Here is a 16790-nt window from a genome sequence, read left to right as displayed (position 1 = left end):
TCAAGGCCGAGACCCGCCGCACCGGCGTGCCGAGGTGGGCCACGCGCGCAGCCAGGTTGCTCGGCGAAGCGCCGTACAAGTCGGTCAGCACCAGCACGCCATCGCCGTCGTCGACCCGGCGCAGGGCCGCGCTGGCCTGCGGCAGCAGCGCGTCCAGATCGGCGTCGAACGGCACTTCGAAGGCCTCGGTGCGCAGCGGCAGGGGATTGAGCAAACGGTTGGCCACCGCGACGAGCGCGCTGCCGATACCGGTGTGAGTGATGAGAAGGACGCCTACGGACATGGCGTCAACTTAGCAGAGCGGGGTGACAGGCCGGAAGCGCCAAATGCGGCGAGCGGCGGCGAGCTGCGCCGAACCGCGGCCAATCCCACGGCCGGGGCCTGTGCCGCGGCCGGCACGGAGCCGGTCGCGGCATCGTCGGGGAGGCGATCGCGGCCTGCCCCGACGCGTCGCGCTCAGGTCTGAGGCGGCGCGGATTTGTCTTCCGCCGGAGGCGGCGGGGTGCTCGGATCGGTCGGGGTCGGCACGGCCGGCGGCGTGTCGCCGGGCGGTGCGTCGCTGGGCGGGGTTTCGGCCGGCGGCGGCAACTGCGCGGGCGCGGTGGCGTCGCCGGTCGCTGCATTCGGGGCGGCCGGCGGTGCGGCCGGCTCGGTGGACGCCGGTGCGGTCGCCGCCGGCTCGGCCGGCGGTGTCGGTTCCGGACGCTGGCAGGCGCTGAGCGCGGCGGCGCCCAGCAGGGCGCCGAGTGCGACGGCCAGGCGGTATGGGGTCGGACGACGGGGGACGGGGATCATGGCAGGCTCCTTGTTCGCGGACGAGTTCGCGGGTTGGCGATGGAGGCCGGGGCGGCGGTCGCGGCCGAAGTAGCTTCGACCGCATGTGTCCCGGCGCGGCGAACGCCGCGCGTCGGGCGCGGCTTACTTGTCGCCGCTGCGTTGGCCGTGGCCGGCCTGGAATTCGGCGATCGACAGGCGGCCGTCGCCGTCGAGATCGTGGCTGGAGAAGTTCGCCGCCAAGCGCGCATCCAGCGCCGCTTCATCACGGCTGATCGCGCCGTCGCCGTTGCTGTCGACCTCGGCGAAAGCCGGCGGCACGGCGGTGTCGACCGGCGGCGGCCGACGCGCGTCGCCGCGCTGGTCGTTGACCGGCGGCTCGGTGCGTTGCATTTCGTGGGCCGGCGGCGTGCGTTCCTGGGCGACGACGGCCGGGGCCAGGGCCAGTGCGCTCAGGCCGAGCAACAGCGGCGCGCAGCGGCGGATCGGAAGAAGGGCGTTCATGCTCGCGGCTCCGTAGCGGGACGGACGCGCCGGCGCGAGGGCACCGGCGCGATTCGACGCTACGTGCGCGGGTGCAAGCGTCGCGCCACAAAGGCGCGAAAATTTCGTGAGCGCATGACGCCGTTCCGGTATCGGCTCAGAGCGCGTTCAGGCCGACGCGGCTCAGTCGAGTTCGCGATGGTGCACGGCCACTTCGTTCCAGCCGCGCAGGCGCGCGTGCTCGGCCATGCGTTCGGCCAGGTACACCGAGCGATGGCGGCCGCCGGTGCAGCCGAAGGCGACGGTGGCGTAGCTGCGGGTGCTGTCGGCCTGCAGTCGCGGCAGCCAGGTGTCGAGGAACTGGCTGATCTGGGAAACGTAGAGGTTCACGTCCTCCTGCGCCTCCAAGTACTCGCGCACTCCGCCGTCGCGGCCGGACAGCGGCCGCAGCGCCGGATTCCAGTGCGGATTGGGCAGGCCGCGCGCGTCGAATACGAAGTCGGCATCGGCCGGCACGCCGCGCCGGTAGGCGAAGGATTCGAACAGCAGCGACATGCCCGCGTCGCTGCCGAGGCCGAACTCGGTGATGACGTGGCGGCGCAGCTGGTGGATGTTGAACTCGCTGGTATCGATCACCGTGTCGGCGATCTGGCGCAGCGGCTTGAGCACCTGGCGTTCGAGCGAGATTGCGTCGGCCAAGGCCAGGCCGAACTGGCTCAGCGGATGGCGCCGGCGGGTGTCGGCATAGCGTTTGAGCAGGACCGCGTCGCCGGATTCGAAGAACACCAGGCGCGGGTCGGCGCCGAGCGCGCCCACCGCCGACAGCCATTCGGGGATGTTGGCCAGGTCGCTGTGGCGGTTGCGCACGTCGATGCTGACCGCGAGCTTGGTCGGCATGTCGTCTTCGGCGCGGATCACGTTCTGCACGAACTGCGGCAGCAACTCGGCAGGCAGGTTGTCGACGCAGTAGAAGCCCAAGTCTTCGAGCGTATGCAGCGCCACCGACTTGCCCGAGCCGGACATGCCGCTGACGATGACCAGGGTGAACAGACTCGGTTCCGGCGCGTCCGCGGCGGGGTTGGATTCGACCTCGGGACTCACGATTCGCCACGCTCCAGGAAATTGCTGTGCCGGGCGATGAACGCCGCGGCCGGGTCCAGGCCCTTCATGCGCAGGCTGTGCAAGCGCGTCGCCGCTTCGGTGAGCACGGCGAGGTTGCGGCCGGGCATGACCGGCAGGGTGATCATCGGCACGTCCAGGTCGAGCACGCGGCGGATGCCGGTGTCGCCGGTCAGGCGTTCGATGCCGGACGGCTGCGGCTCGCTCATCGGCCGGGTCAGGTGCACGATCAGGCGCAGGTACTTGTTGTTCTTGACCGCGGTGTCGCCGAACATCTGGCGGATGTTGAGCACCCCCAGGCCGCGCACTTCCAGCAGGTCCTGCAGCATGTCCGGGCAGGTGCCGTCGAGCACGTCCGGCGCGATCTGGGTGAATTCCGGGGCGTCGTCGGCGACCAGGCGATGGCCGCGGGTGACCAGCTCCAGCGCCAGCTCGCTCTTGCCCGAGCCGGATTCGCCGGTGATCAGCACGCCGATCGAATAGATCTCCATGAACACCCCGTGCAGGGTGATCTGCGGCGCCAGCGCGCGGGCCAGGTGGTATTGCAGATGGTTGAGCAGCTCGTGGCCGCGCCGCGGCGAGACCCACAGCGGGGTGTCGCTTTCCTCCGCGGCCAGGCGCAGGTCTTCGGGGCAGGGCTGGTCCTTGCTGATCACCAGCGCCAGCGGGCGGAACTGGATGATCTTCTCGATGGTTTCCCAGCGCAGCCGCGAGTCCAGGCCGTCGAGCCAGGTCAGTTCCTCGGTGCCGAGGATCTGCACCTTGTTCGGGTAGATCGCGTTGAGATACCCGGCCAGCGAAGGCCGCCGGGCCACCGTGTTGACCGCTTCGACCACGCGCACGTCGCCGCGCTGGCCGGCGATCCAGCGCAGGCCGAGTCGGTCGCGCTGTTGTTCGAACAGATCGCCTGCGCGGATGCTCTTGCTCATGGGGCGGCAGTGTACGAGCAAAGCGCGGCCGTGTCGCAGCCCGACCGCGGTCACGGACGCGGCGCGACCGATGCCGCAGCCGTGCGCGGGAGGCTCAGGCCGCGCTGCGCCGGCAGTAATCGAGCAGGCAGCCGGCCAGCTCCGCTTGCCCGGCCGCGCGGCGCAGGCGTTCGCGAAAACCGGCGTCGGCGAAGCGCTCGGCGAGCTCGGCCAGCAATAGCAGATGCTGTTGGACGTGATGCTCGGGAATGGCCATCGCCAGCACCAGGTCGACCGGCTGCCCGTCGGCGGCGGCGAAATCGACCGGTGCGTCCAGGCGCAGGAACGCGGCGCGGCTGGTCTCGACCAGGGCGGTGCGTGCGTGCGGAATGGCCACGCCGTGGCCGATCGCGGTGCTGGCGAGCCGCTCGCGCTCGCCCAGGCTGGTGCGCAGGGCGAGCGCGGCGGAGGCGTGGCCGTCGGCGAGCAGGTACGCGGCCCGGTCGAGCACGGCATCGCGATCGCCGGTCCGGTCGAGGATCGCGACCCGCTGCGCGCTCAGCAAATCGTAAAGCGGCATGACGGCGTGGATGGGTGACGCGGTAAGCGTTGCCTGTGGCGAAGCGGTTACGGGCTCAGGCGAGTTCGCCGTTGCGGGCCAGGCTTTCGCCGCGATGGTGATCGACCAGCTTGCTCTTGTGCTTCATCAGCAGGCGGTCGAGCTTGTCGGCGAGCAGATCGATCGCGGCGTACATGTCGATCGCGGCGGCATCGCAATGCAGGGTGCGGCCGGCGAGCGAAACGGTGGCCTCGGCCCGGTGGTCGGGCTTGTCCAGACTGAGCTGGGTACGCACGTCGAAGGGTTGGTCGTAATGGCGTTGCAGACGGGCCAGCTTGCTTTCCACGTAATCGCGCAGAGCGTTGGTGACTTCGATCTGCTGGCCGTAGGTTTCGATGCGCATCGGGGACCTCCTTCACGTCGCGGATGAATGCAGACAGGCTCAGGATCGGATCGCGGAGCGGTCGCTCCGGAGCCTGGCTCACGCCCTGGCCGGAGCCAGGGTGTCCAGCATCTCACTCTGAGCCGCAGGTGCAAGGGGCCGGCCTAGCACCTTGGTCGTAGCCGGGGCCGGGCGATTGATTCGCAAGGGTTTTTTCGAACGCGGCGGGTTTGCCGGGTGTGGCGGCCCGGCCGGTCTAGCCGATCCGGACCCGGTCCTGCGAGGACGGGATGCTCATCGCCTCGCGGTACTTGGCCACGGTGCGCCGGGCCACCGGTACGCCGGTGGCTTTGAGGGTTTCGGCCAGGCGCGCGTCGGACAAGGGTTTGCGCGGATTCTCGGCCTCGATCAGGCGCCGGATCATGGCCTGGATTGCGGTGCTGGAGGCTTCGCCGCCGGCGCCGGTGTCGATGCCGGAAGCGAAGAACGCGCGCAGCGGCAGGGTCCCGCGCGGGGTGCGCGCGTACTTGCGCGCGATCGCGCGCGAGACCGTGGATTCGTGCAGTCCGACTTCGTTGGCGACCTCGCGCAGGGTCAGCGGGCGCAGCGCGCTGTCGCCGAATTCGAGGAAGCCGGCCTGTTGCTTGAGCAGGCAGCGGGCCACCTTGAGCAAGGTGTCGCCGCGCGCTTCCAGGCTCTTGAGCAGCCAGCGCGCTTCCTGCAGATGGCCGCGCAGGTAGCTGGCGTCGGACGCGCTGGCGTGGCGGATCATGCTCTCGTAGCCGCGGTGGATGCTGATCCGCGGCCGCATCGATTCGGCCAGGGCGACCCGCCACAGGCCGTTCTGGCGCCAGATCACCACGTCCGGAGTGACGTAGGTATCGCTGGAGATCGCGCCCATCTGCGAACCCGGCCGCGGGTCCAGCGAGCGCAGCAACTGCACGGCCACTTCGACGTCGGCGACGTCGAGCTTGAGTTCGGCGGCGATGCCGGCCGGGCCGATGCGCGGCAGGCGCTCCAGCGGACCATGGGCGATCTGCTGGGCCAGGGCCTTGCCCGGGGTGTCGTCGGACAATGTGCTGAGTTGCAGGTTCAGGCATTCGGCCAGGGAGCGCGCGCCGGTGCCGACCGGATCGAAGCGCTGCACCTGATGCAACACAGTGACCACTTCGTCCTCGCCCGGAGGCGGATTCAGCTCCGCCGCGAGCGAGGCGACGAGGGAGTCCATCGGCTCGCGCAGGTAGCCGTCGTCGTCGATGGCCTCGATCAGGGCCACGCCGATGCTGCGGTCGCGCGGCGACAGCGGACTCAGGTGCAGCTGCCACAGCAGGTGGTCCTGCAGGGTCTCGGCGTTGGCGACCTGCTCGGCGGCCGGGGTTTCGTCGTCGCTGTCGGCTGGGCCGACCCGTTCATACCAGGTCTCGCCGTCGTCCATGGTCCATTCCGGCTCGGGCGTCGGCGCTTCGCCGCCGTCTTCGGCGCCGGCGGCCGGACGCGGCTCGTCTTCGCCGCCGGCGGAAGGTTCGGTCCAATCGAGCAGGGGATTGCTCTCCACCGCCGTCGCCAGCTCGGCTTCCAGCTCCATGGCCGACAATTGCAACAGGCGGATCGCCTGCCGCAGTTGCGGCGTCATTACCAGCTGTTGTCCGAGTGCGGCTTGGAGGCGGGGCTTCATGATCTTGGGCTGGTGCGATTGGCGTCAGGCCGGTTCGCACGCCTCGGGCGTCGTTTCGCGCCCGGCAACCGCTAGGTTACAGACGGAACGTCTCGCCCAGATAGACACGGCGTACATCCGGGTTGGCCAGCAGCGCGTCCGGAGCCCCCTGCGCGAGCACGCCGCCGTCGTTCAGGATATACGCCCGGTCGCAAATGCCCAAGGTTTCACGCACGTTATGGTCGGTGATCAGGACCCCGATGCCGCGATTCTTGAGGTGGCGCACGATTCGCTGGATTTCCCCGACCGAGATCGGGTCGACGCCGGCGAAGGGTTCGTCCAGCAGCATCAGGCGCGGCCGCGCGGCCAGCGCGCGGGCGATCTCGACCCGGCGGCGTTCGCCGCCGGACAGGCTGGCGCCGAGCTGGTCGGCGACGTGGGTGACCTGCAGCTCGTCCATCAGGCTGGCCAGTTCGCGCTCGATCCCGGCCTTGTCCAGGTCCTCGCGCAGTTCCAGCACCAGGCGCAGGTTGTCGGCCACGCTGAGCTTGCGGAACACCGAGGGTTCCTGCGGCAGGTAGCCGACGCCGTATTTGGCGCGGGCGTACATCGGCTCGGCGGTGATGTCCTTGCCGTCGAGCACGATCTGGCCGGCGTCGGCCGGGACCAGGCCGACGATCATGTAGAAGCAGGTGGTCTTGCCGGCTCCGTTGGGGCCGAGCAGGCCGACCACTTCGCCGGCGTCCAGGGTCAGGCCGAAGTCGCGCACGACCTCGCGCGAGCGGTAGGCCTTGCGCAGGCCCTGAGCGACCAGCATCAGCCGCCTCCCTTGGCCGGTTCGGCGGTCTTTTTCTTGGGCTGCAGGCGCATGTTGACGCGGCCGCCGGTGCCGCCGCTCTCGACCTGGCCGGTCTTGGAGTTGTAGACGATGCGCTCGCTCTTGATGGTGTCGCCGTTCTTGTCGACGTAGGCGTTGCCGGTCAGGACGATGGTGTCCTTGGGTATGTCGTACTCGATCTTGTTGGCGCGGCCGTTGAACGGCGAGCCGTCGTCGAGCTCCTGCTTCAGGGTCGCCTGCGAGCCGGTCAGGGTGACGAAGCTGGGTTCGCCGCCGGCGCGCTTGATGTCGGCCTTCGCGGCATTGATGATCAGCGTGCCTTGGGTGATCTTGACGTCGCCGGTGAGCACGCAAGGGCCGGAATCGTTGCTGATCGAACAATTGCTGCTGTCGGCGCCGGCATCCATGGGTTGGTTGCGGTCCGACGAGCGGGCGAGCGCGGCCGCCGGCGCCAGCAGGAGGGCGACCAGGCACAGCGCCGGCCAGTTAGCGGGCTTTCGCTTCATAGCGGACCTTGACGTTGGGGATGATGACGTTCTTGGTTTCGAGATCGGCTTGCAGTCCCGAGCCGGTGATTATAGTGCCGGGCTGAACCAACCTGACCGGAACGGCCGAGGTGGCCTTGTTGGTGTCGGGGAACACGTTCAGCTCCTCGGTGGCGATGTTCATCGGCTTGCCGTCGGCGTTGGTGCTGTCGGCCTTGACCTGGCCGCGCAGGCGCACTTCGTCGCCCTCGGCGCTGACCCAGCCGCGCTGCGAACGCACCTCCCACGGCCCGCCGTTGCCGCCGGCGCGCGCCGGCACCAGGAACAGCGGAGTGGCGATGTCCATGGTCTTCTGATTCGGGTCGCGTTCCAGCTTGGGCGCGCGCACGGTGAAGGATTCCTTGCCCTGTTTGTCGAGCACGACCACTTCGAAATCGTTGAGCACGTAGTCCGGGCGCGCGTCGCCGCCGGCGCTGCGCGGCTTGTCGCGCTGCGACCACAGCGCCCAGCCGCTGAGCGCGGCCGCCGCCATGAGGATCAGGATCAGCATCCCGCGCCAGCTCATCCCAGCGCCCCCGCCAGCGCCTGTTCGGCATGGCCTTGCGCGCCCAGCAACAGATCGCACAGCTCGCGCGCCGCGCCTTCGCCGCCGCGGGCGACGGTGCGCCAGTGCACGCGCTCGCGCACCCAGGGGTGGGCGTTGGCCGGCGCCACCGACAGGCCCACGTGCGGCAGCACGCGCAGGTCGGCGAGGTCGTCGCCCATGAAGGCGACCTGGTCCAGCGTCAGGCCCAGGCCGGCGGCGATCTCGCGCACGCAGGCCAGCTTGTCGGCCACATCGCCGTGCGCGCTCGCGCCCAGTTCGGCCGCGCGCTGGGCGGCGATCGCGCCGCCGCGCGCGGTGACGAAATGCACCGCGAGGCCGAACCGGCGCAACAGCGCTAGGCCCTGGCCGTCCTGCACGTGGAAGCACTTCGACTCGCGGCCTTCGCTGTCGTAGATCAGCCGCCCGTCGGTCAGCGTGCCGTCGACGTCGAAGCAAGCCAGGCGTACGCGCGCCGCGCGTTCGCGGATTTCGGCGGGGTAGTCGTTGAGGTGGCTGTAGGGCACGGGAATGGGGATTCGGGATTTGGGATTGGCAGTCTGGAAAGGCGGACCGAGCGAGGATGCGCTAGTGCGAATCCCGAATCTCGAATCCCCAATCCCGGCTCGTTAAACCACCCGAGCGCGCAACAAGTCGTGAATATTCAGCGCGCCGACCACGCGGCGTTCAGTGTCGACGACCAGCAGACCGCTGATTTTGTGGGTTTCCATCAGCTGGGCGGCTTCGACTGCGAGCGCGTCGGCGCCGATGGTCTTGGGCGAACGGGTCATGACTTCGGCGATCCGGGTCGAGCGCAGATCGACGCCGGCGTCGTCGAGAGTGCGGCGCAGGTCGCCGTCGGTGTACAGGCCGATCAGGCGGTCGTCGGCATCGACCACCGCGGTCATGCCCAGCCGCTTGTGGCTCATCTCGACCAGGGCCTCGCTGACGCTGGCGTCGGCCGACACCCGCGGCACGTCTTCGCCGGCGTGCATGATGTCGGTGATGTGCAGCAGCAGGCGCCGCCCGAGCGCGCCGGCCGGGTGCGAGCGGGCGAAATCGTCGGCGGTGAAGCCGCGTGCGTCGAGCAGGGCGACCGCGATCGCGTCGCCCATCGCCAGCGAGGCGGTGGTGCTGGAGGTCGGCGCCAGATCCAGCGGACAGGCTTCCACCGGCACGCTGACGTCCAGATGCACGTCGGACTCGCGCGCCAGGGTGGACTGCGGGCGGCCGGTCATGGCGATCAGGCGATTGCCCTGGCGCTTGAGCACCGGCAGCAGCATCAGCACTTCGTCGCTTTCGCCCGAGTAGGACAAGGCCAGGACCACGTCGGCGTCGGTGATCATGCCCAGGTCGCCGTGGCCGGCTTCGCCCGGGTGGACATAGAAGGCCGGGGTGCCGGTCGAAGCCAGGGTCGCGGCGATCTTGCGCGCGATGTGGCCGGATTTGCCCATGCCGGTGCAGACCACCCGGCCCTGCGCGGCCAGGATCAGCTGGCAGGCGGCGGCGAAATCGCCGTCGATGCGCTCGGCCACCGCGTCCAGCGCCCGACCCTCGATCTCGAACACGCGCCGGCCGCTGGCGGCCAGGCTGGCGTCGGAGACGCCGGCGGACGGATGCGGGCGGAGGTCGGGCGCGGGGCGGGCGGTGGGGGTCATGGGAAAGGCCGTTTCTGTGGTCGCCATTCCGGATCGCAGGGCTTTCCGCTAGGCTAATCCGTCAATTCTAAGCGGTTCGCCCGCCTAGCGCCGGCCCCCACGGCCGCGGCCGCCGGGCGGCGGCCACCCCGCATTCAGCCGGCCCGGTCGCGCAGCGATGCGTCACCGGCGGCGCCGCATCGCTGCGGCCCGCCCGGCCGTCCCCCACCACCAGAGGTTCCTGCCGTGAACGCCGACATCATCCGCACCCTGATCGAACAAGGCCTGCCCGGCGCGCAAGCGCAGGTGCGCGGCGACGACGGGGTCCACTTCGAAGCCACCGTGATCGCCGAGGCCTTCCGCGGCAAGCTGCCGTTGGCCCGCCACCGCCTGGTTTACGCGACCCTGGGCGAACGCATGGGCGGCGAGATCCATGCCTTGGCGCTGAAGACGTTGACGCCGGAAGAGGCCGGGATTTGAGATTCGGGATTGGCGATTAGTCGAGCGGTATCGCCGCATTTGGCTTGGCCCTTGGCCAATCCCGAATCCCCAATCCCCGCACTTCATCCTGACCTCACCCGCTAGCGGCATCCTGCTCCAACCAATCCCCAATCCCCAATCCCGGCCCTCAAATGCAAAAAATCGTGGTCGAAGGCGGCCAGCCGCTCAACGGCGAAGTCCAGATTTCCGGCGCCAAGAACGCCGTCCTGCCGATCCTGTGCGCGACGCTGCTGGCCGACGCTCCGGTGACGATCCGCAACGTGCCGCAGCTGCACGACGTGCTGACCACCGCCAAACTGCTCGGCGAGCTCGGCGCAGGCGTGCGCAGCGAGGGGGCGACCATCACCGTCGACCCGACCACGGTCAACAGCCATGTCGCGCCGTACGAGCTGGTCAAGACCATGCGCGCCTCGGTGCTGGTGCTGGGGCCGTTGCTGGCCAAGTACGGCGAGGCCGAAGTCTCCTTGCCGGGCGGTTGCGCGATCGGCTCGCGCCCGGTCGACCAGCACATCAAGGGCCTGCAGGCGCTGGGCGCCGAGATCACGGTCGAGAACGGCTACATCAAGGCGCAGCGCAAGGGCCGCCTGAAGGGCGCGCGTTTCGTGTTCGACGTGGTCAGCGTCACCGGCACCGAGAACGTGCTGATGGCGGCGGTGCTGGCCGAAGGCACCAGCGTGATCGAGAACGCGGCGATGGAGCCGGAGGTGGTCGATCTGGCCGACTGTCTCAATGCGCTCGGCGCCAAGATCGAGAACGCCGGCAGCGGCCGGATCGTGGTCCACGGCGTGGAGAAGTTGCATGGCGGCAGCCACGACGTGCTGCCGGACCGGATCGAGACCGGCACCTTCCTGGTCGCCGCGGCGATGACCGGCGGCCGGGTCACCGTCACCGGCAGCCGCGCCGACACCCTGGACGCGGTGCTGGACAAGCTGCGCGACGCCGGCGCCACGATCGAGGTCGACGGCGACCGCATCACTCTGGACATGGGCGGCCGCCGCGCGCGCTCGGTCGATCTGGTCACCGCGCCGTATCCGGCGTTTCCGACCGACATGCAGGCGCAGTTCATGGCGCTCAACTGCATCGCCGAAGGCGCCGGGGTGATCAATGAGACGATCTTCGAAAACCGCTTCATGCACGTCAACGAATTGCTGCGCCTGGGCGCCGACATCCGCGTCGACGGCCACACCGCGGTGGTGCGCGGCGTGCCCAAGCTCAGCGGCGCGCCGGTGATGGCGACCGATCTGCGCGCCTCGGCCTCGCTGATCCTGGCCGGCCTGGTGGCGCAGGGCGAAACCACGATCGACCGCATCTACCACCTGGACCGCGGCTACGAAAACATCGAGGCCAAGCTGTCGCAGTTGGGAGCGAAGATCCGCCGGGTGTGAGGGGCGCTGCCGCTTCCTGGCAGCAGCGATCGAGATGATTCGCCCCCTTCGCAAAAGGGGGCTGGGCCGTGGGCGGATCGGGTTTTCCGATGAGCCGGCTGGCGCGGGGATTTGCGGGTGGTCGCGGCGACGTGGCGGAGCAAGAGCAAACCCCGCCTGGCCCCTTATCAAACAGGGGGCAGCCAACATCGACTGCGACGGCAGCCTGGCCGGATGGCCGCCATCGGAGCATCCAGGTAAAGCAAAGCCCCGCCGAAGCGGGGCTTTTCGTTGATGCGTGTGGCCGGCGCCGCGGCAGTCAGCGCACCGCCTGCACCCGCAAGTCGATCGCGTCGCTGCCGTTCTCGCGCTGCAGGATGCGCACCGGGACCGGCACGCTCGGCACCACCCAGGCGATGGTTTCCTTGTCGCCGTTCTTGCTCGACACCTTGGTCGCCTGCTGCGATTTGCCGCCGACGTTGACCGCTTCCTTGCCGACCACGGTATAGGTCAGCTGCTTGACCCGGCCGCCTTCGACCATGCGGTAGCTCATCGGCTTGCCGGCGGCGGCGTCGCGCACGATCGCCAGGTTGACCAGCAGGGCGTCGAGGTCGCCGGCCTGCAGCTTGATCGGGCCGGCGCGGTCGGCCTTGACGTCGCCGGTCCAGGTGGCGACGCCGCGCGACCAGTCGTAGGTCGCGGCGGTGTTCTTCTTCTTGGTCAGCACCTTGCTCGAGTCGCTGCCGCTGATCGGGCGCAGCTTGCCGCCGTTGTCTTCGAAGGTGGTCGATTGGCGCAGCTCGGCCAGCGGGCTGGAGATCGACAGATCGTACTTCCAGCGGTTGCCGTCGGCCGGGGCGACGGTCATGCGTCCGGCGCCCTGCATGCCCATGTAGCTGGCCGAGTAGTCGGCGCTGAACGGCTTGGCCGCCGACGCGGGGGCGCTGACCGCGGTCAGCGCGGCGGTCAGCAGCAGGCCGTGCAGCGTGGTGGTGCGGATCGTCATTCGTTGGCTCCTTTGTATTCGACCAAGCGCAGATCGTAGGTGTCCTGGCCGTTCTCGCGTTGCAGGATGCGCACCGGCGTGGGCACGCCGTCGACCACCCAGATCGAGGTTTCCTCGTTGCCGCTCTGCACCCGGTTGACGCGCATCGCGTTGAAACTCATGTCGTCGACCTTGACCCCTTCCAGTTCCTGCGCCACCACGTATTGGTGCGGACGGGCGCGGCCGGAATCGACGAAACGGTAACTCAGCGTCTTGCCGGGCTGCGCATCGCGCACCACCGCCAGATTGATCAGCAGGCCGCTCATGTCGCCGTCCTGCAGCGCGATGGGCTTGCGGCGATGGTCCTTGACGTCGCCGCTCCACTGCGCGCTGCGCTTGTTCCAGTCGTACACGCCGTTGATCACACGCTTGGAGAACAGCACCTTGCGCACCAGGGTCTGGCTCAGCGGCCGGTAGGCGTCGCCGACGGCGTCGAACAGCGTGCTCTGCTGCGCGGCCGCGCCGGCCAGGCTCATCATGCCGTGCTCGGCGCGGATGTCGAGATCGATGCGCCAATGGCCGCCCTCGGGCTTGACCTGCATGGTCGCGTCGCCCAGCGCCTTGCCGCCGTTGAACACTTCATAGTGGGCGACGAACGGCTCCAGCGCGGAAGCGCCGGCGGGCGAAGCGGCGCCGAGCAGCGCGGCCGTGAGCAGGGGCAGTAGCGACTTCATGACGGCGCGGAGATCCTGGGCTCTCGTGAATGCTGCGCAAGGATGCGTGTCGGGCGACACGCGAGGTTGCGGCCGGGCGATGGGTCAGGCCGCGAGGCCGGTGGCCGGATGGGTCAGATCGCCGGCGAAATCTAAACGCAGCGGCGTAAATAGCGGATGACCGTCGAGGGTGACGGTTGCGCCGTGTTCAGCCAGGCGGCCGCCGACCGCGAGTCTCATCACCGCCAGCAACAGCGGATGCTCCGCCGCCAGCACACGCGCGGCCAGGGCCTCGGCGTCGTCGCCGCCGCGGACCGGCACCACCGCCTGGGCGATCACCGCGCCGGCGTCGAGCTCGGGAATGACGAAGTGCACGCTGCAGCCGTGCTCGCTTTCGCCGTCGGCGAGCGCGCGCGCATGGGTGTGCAAGCCGCGGTACTTGGGCAGCAGCGAGGGGTGGATGTTGATCATGCGGCCGCGGAAGCGCTCGACGAAGGCGCCGCCGAGAATGCGCATGTAGCCGGCGCACAGCACCCAGTCCGGCCGCACGGCGGCGACCGCGGCGGCGAGATCGGCGTCGAAGGCGTCGCGATCGGAGTAGGTCTTGGCCGCCGCCGACCAGCGCAGCGCCTGCGGCACGCGCTGCAGCGCGGGCGCGGAGGGCTTGTCGGAAAATACCCCGACCACCTCGCCGGCCAGCGCGCCGGCGGCGATCGCGTCGAGCACCGCCTGCAGGTTGCTGCCGCGGCCCGAAGCGAGGACGGCGATCCGGGGAAGCGGCTGGGTCATTGCGGCGGCGAGGCGGGAGCGGAGCCGTATTTTAGGCGATCCGGCCCGCTCGCGACCGGCGCACTGCGGCCCGCCCGGCCTGGGCGGCGACGGCGAAGCTGAACGCACGACTGTGACGCAGTCGCCGAAGACGGCATGCGGCGGCGGCCGGCCCGCCGCGGTCGCTTCCGCTGCGGCCGCGGATCGGCAAAGCTGCGGCCAGCGGACAGGGAGCGCAGCGTGGCGGAGGACAGGGGCAGCCCGTGGCGTCGGGCGGCGGTTTGGGTCGCGATGTGCGGCGGCTGGCTGCCGGCTCCGGCCCTGGCGCAGGCGACGGACCTCGCACCGGCGTGCAAGCCGGTCGACGCGCCGACGGTGCGCGCCGACCCGCAGGCGTGCCGGCGCCGTTACCTCCTGCAGGGCGTGCGCGAATCCGATCTGCAAACCCTGTATCGGGCCGCCGACGCCAAGCGCAGCGGCGGCGATCTCGACGGCGCCGGGGACGCGTTGGACTGCGCCCAGGCGGTCGCCGGCGCCGCGGCCGGCTGGCCGACCGACTACGAACTGGTGCGCCGCCGGGGCGTGCTCGACTACTACCGCGAATGCACCGCCGAGGCGCTGACCCGGTTCCGCCGCGCGCTGCACCTGGCGCAGCGCCACGAGGACCGCGCCGCGGAGGCCAAGAGCTGGAACAACGTCGGCTCGGCGTTGCGCCGGCTCGGCGATTATCGCGGCGCGCTGCAGGCCTTCCTCGCCAGCCTGCGGGTACAGCGCGATGCGCGGGACCCGGCGCTCGGACCGGTGCTCAACAACATCGCCGACATCTACCGCGACCTCGGCGACACCGGCAACGCCGAGCGCCATTACCAGCAGGCGCTGAGCGAGTTTCGCCGGATCGGCAACAAGATCGAGGCCGCGCACGTGCTGCAGAGCCTGGGCGCGCTGGCGCTGGAGGCGGGCGATCCCGCCGGCGCCGAACGCCTGCTCGAGCAGGCCCTGGCCGGCTACGTCGAAGGCGGCGAGCGAACGTATCAGCTGCGCCTGCACGCCGAACTGGCACGGGTCGCGCTGGCCCGCGACGACGCGGTCAAGGCGCGGCGCTGGAGCGAGCGCGGCCTGGCCCTGGCCGTCGCCGCCGGCGCTCGGCCGCCGGCGCCGTTGCAATTGCAGGCCGCACGCGCCGCGCGCCTGCTCGGCGAGCCGCGCGCCGCGCTGGTCCGGGTCAAGGACGCCTTGGCGCAGTTGCCGGCCCAGGACAGCGATCGTCCGGCGTTGCTGGCCGAACTGGCCGCCGATCACGAGGCGCTGGGCGAATGGCCGCAGGCCCTGGCCGCACTGCGCGAATCGGAGAACGCCGCGCGCCGTCTGCGCGAAGCGCGTTACGACCGCGAGATGAAATGGATGCAGCTGCGCTTCGAAACCGCCGAACGCGATCGCACCATCGCCGCGCTCGCCGCCGAGAACCGTTTGCGCGCGGCCAGCCTGCGCCAGCGCACCCTGGCGCTGTGGCTGACCGCGGTCTCCGCCGTGGCGGCGGTGCTGGGCCTGATCGTGTTCTTCCTGCGCCGCCAGCAGCGCGCGCGGCTGGCCGAGGCGGCGCGGCAGGCGCGGCTGGCCGAGGAAGTGGATTACTACCGCCGCGCCGCGGCCGACCTCGGGGTCGACCGCACCCGGCTGCAGGCGGCCTTGGACAGCCGCGAGGACGCGGTGCTGATTCTCGACGCCGGCGGCCAGGTGGTCGCGGCCAACCGCAGTGCCGGCCGCTTGCTCGGCCAGACCGGCGGCGCCGATGGCGCGTTGCCCGGGCGCGCCTTAGGCGAGCTGTTGGACGAGCCGGCGGCGGCGGCCCTGGCCCAGGCGCTGGCGCGACTGGAGGAGTCTTCGGCGCCGCAGCGGTTCGAATTCCGCCCGCGCGACGGCGAGCGGTTGCAGGCGCGGCTCAGCGAGACCGGGCAGGGCGAGGGCTCGGTGGTGCTGGGCCTGCAGCCGTTGGCGGCGGAGGCGGCCGCTGCCGATCCGGCGCCGGCGCCGATCGAGGTCGAACACGATGCTGGCGACGAGGAAATGCGTTCCTCGTTCCGGCGAGCCCTGGTCGAGCTGATGCTGGCGGTGGTCGAGGCCTGGGAGCGCAGTACCGGCCAGGGCCGGCTGGAACTGGCCGAGAAGAGCCGGATCTGGCGGGTCACGGTCGACGACGGTCGGCTGCGGGCGCGGGCGATGGAGCGTTACCTCAGCCTGGCCAAGCTGCCGCGCCAGCCGCGCTGGCGCGACGTGCTGCGCTCGGGCTACTACGTGCTGGCCGAGTGTCCGCTGGAAGAGGCGGTGCGCAGCGAGTTGCAGCGCCATGTCGACGCGGTGCTGACCTATACGCGGCGGCATGCCTTGGTGTGAGGGGCCGGGAGTAGGGATTGGGGATTCGGGATTGGCAAGGCAAAGGCGCTTTCATCCGAGTCCCTAATCCCCAATCCCTAATCCCCAGCACGGCCAACCACTTACAGGCCAAACATACCCGCTGCGTCCCGATTCGATCCCGGCTCGTTCCTCGCCAGGGGTGGTCGGCGGGGGTAGAAATGTGCCGGGCCGAACAACGCCGACGCCACGGCGAGGGCGGTCCGACCGGAGCCGGACGGACCTGCCAGGAGGGCGGGCGCCGACGAGACTTCAGGACGATCGAATCGCTGCCGGGTTCGATCGTCTGCGGCCGGGGCGGTCGCGAGTCGACGGTCGCCGCGACCAGGGGACCCGCCTCACGGCGGGAGAGGGGGGCGGCGGCCGTCGGCGACCGGCAACGGACACGACAACAAAGAACACGACAACGAAGAACGCGGTCGGTGCGCCGGCCGGTGCGGCCTGCGGGCCGTCACGGACACCGGCAGGGCGCCGGGCCGCGGTCTTCGAAGGTACAGGGACGTACCACCCGCGCCGCGACGGCAGGAAGCTGCTGCGGTCAGGTGTCCAACGACGCTGCGGGGAGTGGCCGGTCCGGTGGGGAGACACCGGATTCGGCGAGGCGGGCCATGGCGGAACGACGCCGCCA

19 protein-coding genes are annotated in these 16790 nt (G+C 70.3%); 3 read left to right on the top strand and 16 right to left on the bottom strand.

All coding sequences use genetic code 11. The features are described from left to right. The 13 genes from TX83_RS17725 to TX83_RS17665 form a co-directional block, all read right to left on the bottom strand. Positions 1-283, bottom strand: a 283-nt coding sequence (locus TX83_RS17725; RefSeq protein ID WP_064749306.1) for a PTS sugar transporter subunit IIA, incomplete at its 3' end; no start/stop codon positions are given. A gap of 173 nt (positions 284-456) precedes the next feature. Continuing rightward, the gene (locus tag TX83_RS17720; RefSeq protein WP_064749304.1) at positions 457-795 is read right to left on the bottom strand and encodes a hypothetical protein; all 339 of its coding nucleotides are present in this window, start codon (positions 793-795) and stop codon (positions 457-459) included. 123 nt (positions 796-918) lie between these two features. After that, the gene (locus TX83_RS17715; protein WP_064749302.1) at positions 919-1278 is read right to left on the bottom strand and encodes an EF-hand domain-containing protein; all 360 of its coding nucleotides are present in this window, start codon (positions 1276-1278) and stop codon (positions 919-921) included. 162 nt (positions 1279-1440) lie between these two features. Further along, positions 1441-2307, bottom strand: a complete 867-nt coding sequence (gene rapZ, locus TX83_RS17710) for an RNase adapter RapZ (RefSeq protein ID WP_075575232.1) — start codon at positions 2305-2307, stop codon at positions 1441-1443. A gap of 47 nt (positions 2308-2354) precedes the next feature. Continuing rightward, a complete protein-coding gene (gene hprK / locus TX83_RS17705; RefSeq protein WP_064749300.1) occupies positions 2355-3305 on the bottom strand; it encodes an HPr(Ser) kinase/phosphatase in 951 nt (316 codons plus the stop codon). Between the two features lie 94 nt (positions 3306-3399). After that, positions 3400-3864, bottom strand: a complete 465-nt coding sequence (locus tag TX83_RS17700) for a PTS sugar transporter subunit IIA (RefSeq protein WP_064749299.1) — start codon at positions 3862-3864, stop codon at positions 3400-3402. Between the two features lie 55 nt (positions 3865-3919). Beyond that, positions 3920-4246 carry a ribosome hibernation-promoting factor, HPF/YfiA family gene (hpf, locus tag TX83_RS17695; RefSeq protein WP_064749297.1) on the bottom strand — a complete coding sequence of 109 codons (327 nt, stop codon included), beginning with the start codon at positions 4244-4246 and terminating at the stop codon, positions 3920-3922. A 235-nt stretch (positions 4247-4481) separates the two neighbouring features. Then, positions 4482-5900: an RNA polymerase factor sigma-54 gene (locus TX83_RS17690; protein WP_064749295.1), complete on the bottom strand. Its 1419-nt coding sequence runs from the start codon at positions 5898-5900 to the stop codon at positions 4482-4484. A gap of 76 nt (positions 5901-5976) precedes the next feature. After that, a complete protein-coding gene (gene lptB / locus TX83_RS17685) occupies positions 5977-6696 on the bottom strand; it encodes an LPS export ABC transporter ATP-binding protein (protein WP_064749294.1) in 720 nt (239 codons plus the stop codon). Further along, the gene (gene lptA / locus TX83_RS17680; RefSeq protein WP_064749293.1) at positions 6696-7223 is read right to left on the bottom strand and encodes a lipopolysaccharide transport periplasmic protein LptA; all 528 of its coding nucleotides are present in this window, start codon (positions 7221-7223) and stop codon (positions 6696-6698) included. The genes lptB and lptA overlap by 1 nt, the downstream gene beginning before the upstream one ends. Continuing rightward, positions 7204-7752, bottom strand: a complete 549-nt coding sequence (gene lptC / locus TX83_RS17675) for an LPS export ABC transporter periplasmic protein LptC (RefSeq protein ID WP_186442639.1) — start codon at positions 7750-7752, stop codon at positions 7204-7206. Before lptC ends, lptA begins: the two co-directional genes overlap by 20 nt. 11 nt (positions 7753-7763) lie before the next feature. After that, on the bottom strand, positions 7764-8312 hold the full coding sequence (locus tag TX83_RS17670) for a KdsC family phosphatase (RefSeq protein WP_064749291.1): 549 nt from the start codon (positions 8310-8312) through the stop codon (positions 7764-7766). Between the two features lie 102 nt (positions 8313-8414). Next, positions 8415-9443, bottom strand: a complete 1029-nt coding sequence (locus TX83_RS17665) for a KpsF/GutQ family sugar-phosphate isomerase (RefSeq protein WP_064749290.1) — start codon at positions 9441-9443, stop codon at positions 8415-8417. A gap of 225 nt (positions 9444-9668) precedes the next feature. Here TX83_RS17665 and TX83_RS17660 point away from each other — a divergent pair, with 225 nt between their 5' ends. Together TX83_RS17660 and murA are read left to right on the top strand one after the other, a co-directional pair. After that, on the top strand, positions 9669-9902 hold the full coding sequence (locus TX83_RS17660; RefSeq protein ID WP_064749289.1) for a BolA family protein: 234 nt from the start codon (positions 9669-9671) through the stop codon (positions 9900-9902). A gap of 152 nt (positions 9903-10054) precedes the next feature. Further along, positions 10055-11308 carry a UDP-N-acetylglucosamine 1-carboxyvinyltransferase gene (murA, locus tag TX83_RS17655; RefSeq protein WP_064749288.1) on the top strand — a complete coding sequence of 418 codons (1254 nt, stop codon included), beginning with the start codon at positions 10055-10057 and terminating at the stop codon, positions 11306-11308. Positions 11309-11606: 298 nt separating this feature from the next. Here the strand turns inward: murA and TX83_RS17650 are convergent, their stop codons facing one another. From TX83_RS17650 to purN, 3 genes are all read right to left on the bottom strand, one after another. Further along, the gene (locus TX83_RS17650; protein ID WP_064749287.1) at positions 11607-12293 is read right to left on the bottom strand and encodes a DUF3108 domain-containing protein; all 687 of its coding nucleotides are present in this window, start codon (positions 12291-12293) and stop codon (positions 11607-11609) included. Further along, the gene (locus TX83_RS17645; RefSeq protein ID WP_064749286.1) at positions 12290-13006 is read right to left on the bottom strand and encodes a DUF3108 domain-containing protein; all 717 of its coding nucleotides are present in this window, start codon (positions 13004-13006) and stop codon (positions 12290-12292) included. Before TX83_RS17645 ends, TX83_RS17650 begins: the two co-directional genes overlap by 4 nt. An 84-nt stretch (positions 13007-13090) precedes the next feature. Next, a complete protein-coding gene (gene purN, locus TX83_RS17640; protein WP_064749285.1) occupies positions 13091-13774 on the bottom strand; it encodes a phosphoribosylglycinamide formyltransferase in 684 nt (227 codons plus the stop codon). Positions 13775-13993: 219 nt separating this feature from the next. Here purN and TX83_RS17635 point away from each other — a divergent pair, with 219 nt between their 5' ends. After that, positions 13994-16144, top strand: coding sequence for a tetratricopeptide repeat protein (locus TX83_RS17635; RefSeq protein WP_186442638.1), 2151 nt, complete (start codon positions 13994-13996; stop codon positions 16142-16144). Positions 16145-16790: the final 646 nt, after the last annotated feature.

The organism is Lysobacter antibioticus HS124 (genome assembly GCF_000336385.2).
Classification (GTDB): Bacteria; Pseudomonadota; Gammaproteobacteria; order Xanthomonadales; family Xanthomonadaceae; genus Lysobacter; species Lysobacter firmicutimachus.
The sequence above is the reverse complement of the archived record's forward strand: the minus strand, read 5'-3'. Positions and strand labels throughout refer to the sequence as shown.